This is a genomic window from Janthinobacterium sp. UMAB-60, assembly GCF_900095235.1.
Lineage (GTDB): Bacteria > Pseudomonadota > Gammaproteobacteria > Burkholderiales > Burkholderiaceae_D > Janthinobacterium.
Genome location: NZ_LT607513.1, coordinates 1 through 7,580 on the forward strand (window position 1 = coordinate 1; position 7,580 = coordinate 7,580).

Annotated in this window: 7 protein-coding genes; 6 read left to right on the plus strand and 1 reads right to left on the minus strand. The window is 59.8% G+C overall.

Translation table 11 applies throughout. The features are described 5' to 3' along the window. The first annotated feature begins 124 nt into the window (after positions 1-124). The 5 genes from K0F86_RS26960 (at position 125) to K0F86_RS26980 (ending at position 5,964) form a co-directional block, all read left to right on the plus strand. Complete coding sequence (locus K0F86_RS26960; protein WP_219137189.1) at positions 125-814, plus strand: response regulator transcription factor; 690 nt, start codon at positions 125-127, stop codon at positions 812-814. Continuing rightward, the gene (locus tag K0F86_RS26965) at positions 801-2,027 is read left to right on the plus strand and encodes a HAMP domain-containing sensor histidine kinase (protein ID WP_219137190.1); all 1,227 of its coding nucleotides are present in this window, start codon (positions 801-803) and stop codon (positions 2,025-2,027) included. The genes K0F86_RS26960 and K0F86_RS26965 overlap by 14 nt, the downstream gene beginning before the upstream one ends. Positions 2,028-2,189: 162 nt before the next feature. Continuing rightward, complete coding sequence (locus K0F86_RS26970; protein WP_219137191.1) at positions 2,190-2,936, plus strand: acid phosphatase; 747 nt, start codon at positions 2,190-2,192, stop codon at positions 2,934-2,936. Between the two features lie 62 nt (positions 2,937-2,998). Then, complete coding sequence (locus tag K0F86_RS26975; protein ID WP_219137192.1) at positions 2,999-4,477, plus strand: DUF2868 domain-containing protein; 1,479 nt, start codon at positions 2,999-3,001, stop codon at positions 4,475-4,477. Next, a complete protein-coding gene (locus tag K0F86_RS26980) occupies positions 4,474-5,964 on the plus strand; it encodes a DUF3482 domain-containing protein (protein WP_219137193.1) in 1,491 nt (496 codons plus the stop codon). Before K0F86_RS26975 ends, K0F86_RS26980 begins: the two co-directional genes overlap by 4 nt. 24 nt (positions 5,965-5,988) lie before the next feature. Here the strand turns inward: K0F86_RS26980 and K0F86_RS26985 are convergent, their stop codons facing one another. Beyond that, on the minus strand, positions 5,989-6,174 hold the full coding sequence (locus K0F86_RS26985; RefSeq protein ID WP_219137195.1) for a LysR substrate-binding domain-containing protein: 186 nt from the start codon (positions 6,172-6,174) through the stop codon (positions 5,989-5,991). Between the two features lie 247 nt (positions 6,175-6,421). Between K0F86_RS26985 and K0F86_RS26990 the strand changes: the two genes are divergently transcribed. After that, positions 6,422-7,501, plus strand: a complete 1,080-nt coding sequence (locus tag K0F86_RS26990) for a tartrate dehydrogenase (RefSeq protein WP_219137194.1) — start codon at positions 6,422-6,424, stop codon at positions 7,499-7,501. The last annotated feature ends 79 nt before the right edge of the window (positions 7,502-7,580 follow it).

A 7,580-nucleotide genomic window follows, 5' to 3' on the forward strand; every position in this document is an offset into this window, starting at 1 on the left:
ATACGCAGTAGAGAAAAACCCCGCCAGCAATGGTGGGGTTTTTTTTCGTCTGGTGGTTTTTGTTGGGCGCTGGTGGTGGTTGTCGGATGACGGCCTGCGGCCTGATCCGACCTACAATGGCGGTATGCGCATTCTGATCATTGAAGATAACCCCGATATTCTCGCCAATCTCTACGCCTATCTGGAACCGAAGGGACATGTGCTCGATTCGGCCATGAATGGCTATGCCGGCCTGGCCTTGCTGGCCCAGCATGAATACGATGTGATCGTGCTCGATGTCATGCTGCCCGGCCTGACGGGACTGGAACTGTGTCAGAAACTGCGCAGCGAATTGCGCAATAGCACGCCAGTACTGATGCTGACGGCGCGCGATACGCTGCAAGACAAGGTCGCCGGTTTTGACAGTGGCGCCGATGATTACCTGGTCAAGCCATTCTCGCTGCTGGAACTGGAAATCCGCCTGAAAGCCCTGCTGCGCCGCGCGCGCGGGCAAACGACGGCCGCTGCCGTGCTGGCCGTGGGTGAGCTGCGTTTCGATACGGAAAAATTCGAAGTCCGACGCGCGGGCCAGACCCTGACCTTGACCAGGACCGGTTACATCATCCTGAAATGCCTGATGAGCGAAGCGCCCAAGCTGGTGTCGCGCGAGCTGCTCGAGCATGCGGTCTGGGGCGACGACCGGCCCGACAGCGATGCCCTGCGCACGCACATCCATGCGCTGCGGCAAGTGCTCGACAAACCGTATGCCTTTCCCATGCTGCGCACCATTCCCGGCATCGGCTATAAATTATTGAGTAGCGATGCGCCCGTTTAAATCGCTGAAGCGGCGCATCATCGTTGCCTACCTGCTGTTTGCAGTGGTGGCGAGCATCTTTTTTGCCATTATTGCCGCCATCGCCGTCGAGGGCATCGAAGTGCGCCTGGTCGACGAGCGCCTGAAAGAAGTGGCCGCCTGGGCCTCACCGAGACATGCAACCGGCCTGTCTGTCGAGATGCCGGCCGGCCTGAGCTTTCATCACGCCGAGGATACGCCTTTTCCCTTGCGTGGCCTGGCGCCCGGCATGCACGAGAAAACCGTCGACGGTGTCGATTTGCACGTGCTGGTCGGCAGCGATGTGCATGGCGAATTCGTCGTCATCGATCATGCCACCGAGTATGAAAAGATCGAGCTGGTGGTGTACAGCATGTTTGCCCTCGCTTTTATCGGTTTTTTGATTTGCGCTTCGCTGCTGGGCGCCTTCATCGCGAATCGCTTGATCACGCCGATCATGTCGCTGACGCAGGCCGTCAAGGCCGGAAAGGCGGCGTTGCCACTGCAGGACAGTGCCGATGAATTGGGGATATTGGCACGCGCTTTTGCCGAACGTACGGCGGAATTGACCGAAGTTCTTGACCGCGAACGTTTTTTTACGGGCGATGTCAGTCATGAGTTGCGCACGCCGCTGACCGTGATCACGGGGGCGGCGGAAATCCTGATGGAACAAGGCGGCGATGCACCGCTGGTGCGCTCCGCCTCCGAACGTATCTACCGGGCTGCGCACGAAGCGAGCGACTCCGTGACGGTGCTGCTGCGTCTGGCGCGCGCGCCGGAATTGCTGCAGTGCGCGCCACTCTCCGTGGCGGAACTGGCTCGCCAGGAGTGCTTGCGCTGTCAATCATATACGGCAGGCAAACCGCTTACCCTTGTGTTGGCGGATGGCGAAGACTTTCTGGTCAACGCCCCGCGTGAATTGCTGGCCGCTGCCATTGGCAACCTGGTGCGCAATGCCTGCCAGTACACCTTGCAGGGAGAAGTGATCGTGCGCCTGGCCGGACGCGCGCTGATCGTCGAGGATACGGGGCCGGGCTTGCCCGACGCGGCCCGCGCGCGCCTGCTGCATCAACCCATACCGGCCAATTTGAGCGGCTCATCCGGCACAGGTCTGGGGTTGGGCCTGGTTCAACGCATCTGCCTGTATCTGGGCGCGGAACTGGGATTCAGTGCCCGCCCCGCTGGCGGCAGCGTGCTGCGGATTGATTTCATCTAAGCCGGCTTTTTGCGTGTAATTAACGAAAACTTAACGCCCTGTTGACGCGTAATTCATGCCGGCACTTGTATGGTGAGGCCGGAAGCTCGTTTTGCCTCGTCCGTGCCGTGCACGGTGGGCAGCGTCATGTTCTCTTCATATTGACACTGTACGATGACCTCCATGGCTGCAGCCCTGTGCGGCCAGTCCCTTTCATCTCATCAAGTAAATGTGTACACCATGCTGGCCAAGCTTAAACTCGTCAAAACTCCCAAAGGCATTGATAGCGTCCTGATGCTGTCAGCCATGCTGATCCTCTGGGTCGGCAATTACAGCAACCTCGACCTCATGATCGCCGACAGTATGTTTGATGGGAAGCGTGGGCAATTTGCCGGCGCTGACAGCGCGTTGGCGGGCAGTTTTCTGTTTGGCATGACCTTGCTTGGCGCCGCCGTGATCGGTCTGGCCATCTGGGATGCCTTGCGTCCGCTGGCCTGGCTTGCGTCACGCCGCAGTGCCTTGCGCGTCGTGGCCCTGTCGGCCGTCTTGGTGCCGCCAAGCATCTATTTGCTCTCTTCCTTCAGCGATGTGCCCTGTCCTACGGATTTGCTGCGCTATGGGGGACTGGAACCGTATGCGCGCATGCTGGAAACATTGCCCGCCAGTGCGTCTGCCATGGCTTGCCTGCCGGCGACCCAGGCAAACACTGCCTGGTGGATGCTGGCCTTGCCATTGTTTTGCTTGCCAGCACGGCCACGCATGGCGCTTCTGCTGGCAGGCATCATGCTGCTGTGCGGTTTGGCGGCAGGCTGGCAGCAGCAGTTGCAAGGTACGCAATTTTTCACGCACACCTTGTGGTCTGCCTGGATCGCTGTTTTCCTGATCTATCTGCTGCATCATTTGTTCCGGGCCGAGGACGCGTTGGCCTGAAACACAAAAGTACGTCACAATCTGCCTGTCTAGTTGTCGTTTCATACAAAAACAGGAGCACCATGAACGAGCAGATTGCGAGAGAAGTGGTATTGGTCCGTGCTATCGAAACGGCCGATCAGAAAAAAGAAGTCCTCAGTGAGGATGACCGCATGTATGCCAGCCGCAGTGCGCGTGAGCTTGCGCAGTGGCAAGCCTCGGGCAAGCAGGCCGAAGTGACAGGTGACGATTTCCTGCAGCAGCGCTCCGAGCTGATCCTCAAACGCATCACCGAGCGCACCCCCGCCTTCGCTGCGTTTGCGAAGCGTCGCAACGGCATGAAAACCCTGGCGCTGACCTTGCCATTGCTGGCCCTGCTGCTGGGTGCCGGGCTCGACCGCATCACGGATCCGCACCGCGTCGACCTGCTGTCGGCGCCCTTGCTGCTGATCATCGCCTGGAATGTGCTGGTCTACCTGGGCTTGCTGATCTGGCTATGCATCCCCTCGCACTCCCTGGGCTGGCCAAAAGCCGGACTGGTGCGTCACCTGAGCGTGGGCCGCCTAGCCTTGCCGCGCAAGCTGCCGCACGCTCTGTCCTCGGGCTTGCTCAGTTTCATGGGGGAATGGGCGCACCTGAGCGCCAAGCTGACGGCCGCGCGCCTGAGCCGTACCATCCACCTGAGCGCCGCCATGTTTGCCATCGGCGCCGTCGCCTCGCTGTATGCGCGCGGTTTCCTGTCGCAATACGCGGCCGGCTGGGAGAGTACGTTCCTGAATGCCGGCCAGGTGCACAGTCTGCTGTCGACCCTGTTTGCGCCGGCGATTGCCCTGTTTCATTTACAAGGTTTTTCGCTGGCGGAAATCGAAGCGCTACGTTTCCCGCAAACGACGACCGTGGAAGGCGGCGCGCGCTGGGTGCATTTGTATGCGGCAACGATTTTCCTGCTGGTCGTCGTCCCCCGCCTGATCCTGGCCTTGGTCAACAATTGGCGCGCCGCGCGCCTGACCAAGCACTTGCCGCTGGATCTCGATCAACCGTATTTCCGCAAGCTCAATGAAAGCATCGGTGTGGCCACGGGTGGTATGCTGCGCGTCTTGCCGTACAGCTTTACTGTCGATGAGGCGCGCCACAAGGGCCTGGGCCAGCTGTCCATCATGTTGTTTGGCGAGCAGGGGCGCATGATGCTGCGTCCATCGACATCGTATGGCGACGAGCCGCAGGAGGTCTTGCGCGGCACCGACCTGAATGATCCGCAAGTCAATATCACGGCCGTGCTGTTCAACCTGACGGCGACGCCGGAAAAGGAAAATCACGGCGCCTTCCTCGATTACCTGGTGCAATCGTCTACACGCGGCATCGCCGTCCTGATCGATGAGTCCAGCTACCTGGAGCGCGCGGGCGAGCAGGCGGATAACGGCGCGCGTCTGGTGGAGAGAGTTGCTTTATGGCAACAGTTCTGCCAGTTCCATCAAACCACGGCCACCCTGGTCAATTTGCTCAATCCCGCCTTGCACCCGCTCGACGCCGGTGTCGGCTTGAAAGTATCGGCAGCAGCATGAGTGTGAATGTGAATAAAGATGTCCAGGATGATGCGGTGCAGATTCAGTTTGCGCTGATTTCGCACACGAATAATGGCAAGACGACGTTGGCGCGCACCCTGGTGGGCGTGGATGTCGGCGAAGTGCGCGACGCCGCCCACGTGACGGTGTTTGCGGAATCGCACACCTTGCTGGCCACGCCGCAGGGCGATAGCTTGCAATTGTGGGACACGCCCGGCTTTGGCGACTCCGTGCGCCTGCTCAAGCGGCTGGGGCAGTCGGGTAATCCCATCGGCTGGTTCCTGCGCGAAGTGTTGGACCGTTATCGTGACCGCCCATTCTGGCTCAGTCAGCAAGCGTTGCGCACGGCCAAGGACGCGGCCGACGTGGTGCTATACCTGGTGAATTCTTCGGAAAACCCCCGGGATGCGGGTTACTTGCCGGCGGAAATGAAAATTCTCGAATGGCTGCGCAAACCGGTGGTGGTCTTGCTCAATCAGATGGGGCCGCCGCGTCCGGGCAATGAGGAACACGGCGAGCAGGCGCGCTGGCGTGAGCATTTACAGCAATATCCCATCGTGCGCGACGTACTGGCGCTCGATGCCTTTGCTCGCTGCTGGGTGCATGAACGCGTGTTTTACGAAGCCGTGGGCAAGTTGTTGCCACAGTCGCAGCAAGCCGGCTATGCGCGTCTGTTTGCTGCCTGGCAAACGCAGAATACTGCACGTTTCCAGCAGGCCATGCATTTGCTGGCCACGCAGCTGGCCATGGCTGCGCAGGATCGCGAAGCCATCGAATCCGTCTCCAAGGGTTTGCTGAAATCGGCCTTGCAGGTCGTGGGTATCGGCAAGAATGTAGAGCAGCAACGCCAGGAAAAGGCCATGGCCAATCTGGTGGCGCGGCTCAATACACACAGCGGCGAAACGACGCGTGAACTGTTGATCTTGCACAAACTCGATCCAACCGATGCGCATAAGATCAATAGCCGGATACGGGAAAATTTCGCCGTGCGCGCGCCAATCGACAAGGCGCAGGCGGGGTTATTGGGCGCCATGATTTCCGGTGCGGCGACGGGCTTGTCGGCCGACCTGATTTCCGGCGGCCTGACCCTGGGCACGGGCGCCTTGCTCGGCGGCGTGGTGGGTGCACTGACGTTTGCGGGCGCAGCTTGGGGTTTTAATTCCGGTACGGACCGCAACGAGCCCACCATGCAATTTACCGATGCCTTCCTGCGTACCTTGGTGGTAGCGGGTGTGCTGCGTTACTTGGCGGTGGCGCACTTTGGCCGCGGCCGCGGCAACTTTGTGGAAAGCGAGGCGCCAGCCTTCTGGCAAGATGAAGTCGAGCAAGCAGTCGCCCGCCATGACGCTGCTTTACTTGAGTTGTGGAAAGATGTGCGCCGGGAAAAGTCGCCTGAGCAAGCCGCCGAGCGCGTCCTGCCCGTCATGTCGTCCATTACTTCCGATACCCTGGCGCGTCTGTATCCGGATGTGGCGCGCCTGGTGTAGTGCATCAGCCTGTCAGGTATGGGCCTACAGCCACTGCTGCATAAATTGCACGCAGTCCCTGACCTTGGCCGAGTTCGACAGCCGCGAGGTGGTCACTGCCCACACATCGGCTGCCTGTTGATACGCGGGCAAAATGCGCACCAGCTTGCCTTGCGCCAGGCTGCTTTCCACAGCCCATGCCGAGGGCAAGATGATACCGTGGCCATCCAGCGCCCATTGCCGCTTCCAGCATGCCGATGCGCTTGCTCACGATCGCCTTGGACATGCCCAGTTCCAGCGCCGTGGCGGTGAAACTGGATTTATGGGCGACCAGAAAAACAGGCGCAAGTCTTCCAGCCGCGGCGTATTTTTCATCAATTGAGCACCAAATGTGGATACTGGGATTGTGGATTCCCTGATTGTATTCTGATGCTGTGCCAGTATCATCAAGGCATCCATCTATCGACAGGAGACGCTCATGCCCGCACACAGAATCGCAGTCATCGCCGGCGACGGCATCGGCAATGAAGTCATGCCGGAAGGGCTGCGTGTTGTCGAGGCCGCCGCGCGCCGCTTCAATATCGACTTGCAGTTCACGACCATGGAGTGGGCGAATTGCGACTATTACCTGGAGCATGGCCAGATGATGCCCTCGGACTGGTTTGCCCAGCTCAAGGATTTCGACGCCATCTATTTTGGCGCCGTGGGTTGGCCGGACAAGGTGCCTGACCATATCTCGCTGTGGGGTTCGTTACTCAAATTTCGGCGCGAGTTCGACGAATATGTCAACTTGCGTCCCGTGCGGCTGATGCCGGGCGTGCCGTGTCCGCTGGCGAACAAGAGGCCGGGCGATATCGACTTTTATGTCGTGCGTGAAAATACGGAAGGGGAATATTCGTCCGTGGGCGGGCGCATGTTCGAGGGGACAGAGCGCGAAACGGTGCTGCAGGAATCCGTGTTTACGCGCAAGGGCGTCGACCGTATCCTCAAGTATGCGTTTGAGCTGGCGCAAAGCCGGCCTAAAAAACACCTGACCTCGGCGACCAAATCGAATGGCATTGCGATCAGCATGCCATTCTGGGATGAGCGGGTCGAAGCGATGGCGCCAGCGTTCCCCGATGTGCACTGGGACAAATACCACATCGACATCCTGGCGGCGCGCTTTGTATTGAGCCCTGAGCGCTTCGACGTAGTGGTGGCGTCGAACCTGTTTGGCGACATCCTGTCTGACCTGGGCCCCGCGTGCACAGGAACGATTGCCATCGCGCCATCGGCCAATATCAATCCGCAACGCACTTTCCCGTCAGTATTTGAGCCAGTACACGGTTCCGCCCCCGATATCTATGGCCAGAATATCGCCAACCCGATCGGCATGATCTGGTCGGGCGCCATGATGCTGGACTTTCTCGGTAATGGCGACGCCCGGTACACGGCCGCACATGACGCGATTTTGCGTGCCATCGAGCAGGTGCTCGAGCATGGTCCGCGTACGCCGGACATGGGTGGGGGGGCCAGTACGACCGAGGTGGGCATGGCGGTTGCCGAATTGCTGAAATAAAGCTTGCCGCCCGTGGACGGCTTTGCTATAGTTCGCCTCCCCAATGAGACGCAGTCAAATGCGGCACTTGAGGATCACC